General features: G+C 71.4%; 4 protein-coding genes. All 4 read left to right on the top strand.

Translation table 11 applies throughout. The annotated features are described in order from the left end of the window. Positions 1-693: phosphoadenosine phosphosulfate reductase family protein (locus BJF79_RS36030; RefSeq protein ID WP_075904143.1), on the top strand; the 693-nt coding region annotated here is incomplete at its 5' end. Continuing rightward, positions 690-1,043, top strand: a complete 354-nt coding sequence (locus BJF79_RS36025) for a hypothetical protein (protein ID WP_075904141.1) — start codon at positions 690-692, stop codon at positions 1,041-1,043. The genes BJF79_RS36030 and BJF79_RS36025, both read left to right, overlap by 4 nt. Beyond that, the gene (locus BJF79_RS36020; protein ID WP_075904140.1) at positions 1,043-1,771 is read left to right on the top strand and encodes a hypothetical protein; all 729 of its coding nucleotides are present in this window, start codon (positions 1,043-1,045) and stop codon (positions 1,769-1,771) included. Before BJF79_RS36025 ends, BJF79_RS36020 begins: the two co-directional genes overlap by 1 nt. Further along, positions 1,764-2,750, top strand: a complete 987-nt coding sequence (locus tag BJF79_RS36015) for a hypothetical protein (protein ID WP_075904138.1) — start codon at positions 1,764-1,766, stop codon at positions 2,748-2,750. The genes BJF79_RS36020 and BJF79_RS36015 overlap by 8 nt, the downstream gene beginning before the upstream one ends. The last annotated feature ends 55 nt before the right edge of the window (positions 2,751-2,805 follow it).

The raw sequence follows: 2,805 nt of genomic DNA, 5'->3' as shown, positions 1-2,805 counted from the left end.
GAACTCGTCCGCGAGGTCGACGCCGCCGACCGCGTCACCGTCGTGCACAACGACCTCGGCACCACCGACTCCGGCCTGCCGGTCGAGTGGCCCGGCACCGCCGACCTCGCCCGCGAGCAGACCGGACACTACGGGTTCCGGTTCGAGATCACCCGCCGCGAGAAGGGCGGCCTGTACCAGCAGCTCCGCAACGAACGGCTTATGTTCCCGTCGAGCGAGGCACGCTGGTGCACCTCGGACCAGAAGACGTCGCAGGGCCGGAAGGTCGTCACTCGGCTCGTCACCGAGCTGGGCCTCAACCGCCCGGCGGAGGTCCTGTACTGCCTGGGCCTGCGTGCCCAGGAGTCCCCGGGGCGGGCCCGCAAGCCGGTCCTGGAGATCGACAAGGCGGGCACGTCCGGGCGCCGCACGATCCGCCGCTGGTTGCCGATCCACGACTGGTCTGAGACCGAGGTGTGGGACCGGATCACCGCGAGTGGGGTGCGATACCACCCGGCCTACGACGAGGGCATGACGCGGCTGTCGTGCTCGCTGTGCGTCCTGGCGAGCCGGGACGACCTGGTGCGCGCTGCCCGGCTCCGCCCCGACCTCGCGGCGGAGTACGCGGCGCTTGAGGTCGAGCTGGGCCACCGGTTCCGCGCGGACATGTCCATGGCGGACATCATCGCCGCGGCGCAGGCGGTGACCGCGTGACCGCCACCGACCGGGCGCCCGCCGGCACGTGCGACCCCGAGGAAGGCGCCCTCACCCCCGCGCAGGTTCGGGCGGCGATGCAGGTCGCGGCCCGCTACACCGAGGCGTACGCGTACCACCTCGCCGAGGAGCAATCCGCAGACGCGGTCGCTGTCCCGACGGTGGACGACATGGTCGCCGCCCGGCTCCGCGACCTCACCGCCACCCCCGAAACCCACGCCGGGTTCCTCTCCTACCTCGACCAGCTCGAGCAGACCCACGGCCACGAACCCGCGATGGCCGCCTACATCAGCACCACCCGCGCCCGCCTTGGCGCCGATTCGTCCCCGTCTCATCTGGAGGTGGCGTGATGGTTCTCCTCGCCAGACCCCGTGACCGTGCCCGGCATGCAGCTCCGACGCCGTTCCTGCAGAAGATCGGTCTGCGTCGACGCCCCGCGGCCCAGCCGGAGTCGCTGCGGTTCCACCAGCCGGCGCTGCACGCCCCGACCGTCCCGTCCGGCCCGGCGCACGCCCGCGCCGTGATCGCGCGGCTCACCGGGGGCCGGGGCCTGGTCCCGCTCGACTGGCGGTACGAGGACGGAGCCGCGTCCGCTCAGGTCGACCCGGGCCTGCTGTCCGACGCGGCACGCGAGGTCCTCGCCGCCTACGCCACCGCGTTGAGCGCTGTGACGTTGACCGAGCCCACCGAGGGGCGGGTCTGGCTCCGCGCATCGCGGAGCGTCGAGGGCGTGGTCGTGACGGTCCGGGCAGACGTCACTCCGCCCCCGCTGGACGCCAGTGCTCCTGCGGTCCTGGACTCGGCACCGAGTCCGACGGTCGGGCAGGCGCAGATGCCGATCGAGCGGCTCGCGCACTGCGCCCTCGACGACACGCAGATCTTCGACGCGATCACCGACGACACCCCCGCCCCGGCCGAGCTCGCCGCCGACGCGGCCGATGCCCCGGACGAGCCTGAGCCCAACCCCCACTCCGGCGACCAGGACACCGCAAGCGACGCCGTCGACGACACCTCCTCGACCCCGCTTCCCCAGGGGACCGAGGACACCGAGGAGGAGGACACCCCCACCGATGGATGAGTCGATCGCCCGCGCCCTGCGGGAGCCGTTCGAAGACCACCTGGTCGGAAAGCTCCCGAAGCTGACATGCCCGGAATGCCGCAAGTCCGACATCAAGCACTGCAACCGGCATCCCAAAGAGACGTGCGACGTCTGCGGCAACTGGATCAGCGCCGCCCACACCCACCTTGACTACGTCGGCCACGCCGACATCACTGACCGGTTCCTGTCCGTCGACCCGGACTGGAACTGGGAACCGGTGACTCGCGACGTCGACCCGGACCTCCTGCGCGCCGCGATCGAGACCGGCAATGAGGAGATCGTCAGGCTGGTCCTCGACTCCGCGCCGCCTAAGGCCGACGGCAACGGCGGCTTGTGGATGCGAGTCACGATCGGCGGCGTCACCCGCCTCGGCTACGGCGACGCCCCCGGCAAACGCGGCGGCGACGCGGTCAAGGTCGCGATCGGTGACGGGCTCCGCAACGCCGGCATGCGGTTCGGCGCTGGCCTGGACATGTGGCGTAAGGGCGACGACGGCGCGGACACATCACCGAAGCCGCCGGAGAAGCAGCGCACGCTCCCGCAGTGGCTCGACGGGATGAGGAAGCGGATCCAGTCGGTCGAGTCGACCCAGGAACTCCAGTCCCTCGCGAGCGAGATCGAGGCGCGGGTGCGGGGCGGCGGCTGCGAGCAGGAGCACTACGACGAACTGTGGATGCTGGGCGAGGCCCGGTACGCCGAGCTGCAGCAGCGAGAGGCGGAGCAGCCCCCGCCTCCCCCCGACGCTGAGCCCGACGCGGTGCCTGGCACCGAGCAGGAGTGGAAGGCGAACGCTTTCCAGGCGCGGCTGGAACAGGCCGAGACCCTTGAGGCGCTCGTCGCGCTGAAGGAAGAAGTGAAGGCGGCGTTCAAGACGGGCGGCCTCAACCCGGACCAGAGCAACAAGCTACTTCGCGGGATCAACACCAAGCAGCACGCGGTCGGGACGGCGCCCCAATGAGCGGGTTCGTGTTCCTTGAGCCGGACGCCCATCTCACCCCTGCGGAGGTGGAGCG

Origin of the sequence: Actinomadura sp. CNU-125 (assembly GCF_001942465.1) — a bacterium.
In the GTDB taxonomy this organism is placed as follows: domain Bacteria; phylum Actinomycetota; class Actinomycetes; order Streptosporangiales; family Streptosporangiaceae; genus Spirillospora.
This window is presented reverse-complemented; position numbering and strand designations above follow the sequence as displayed.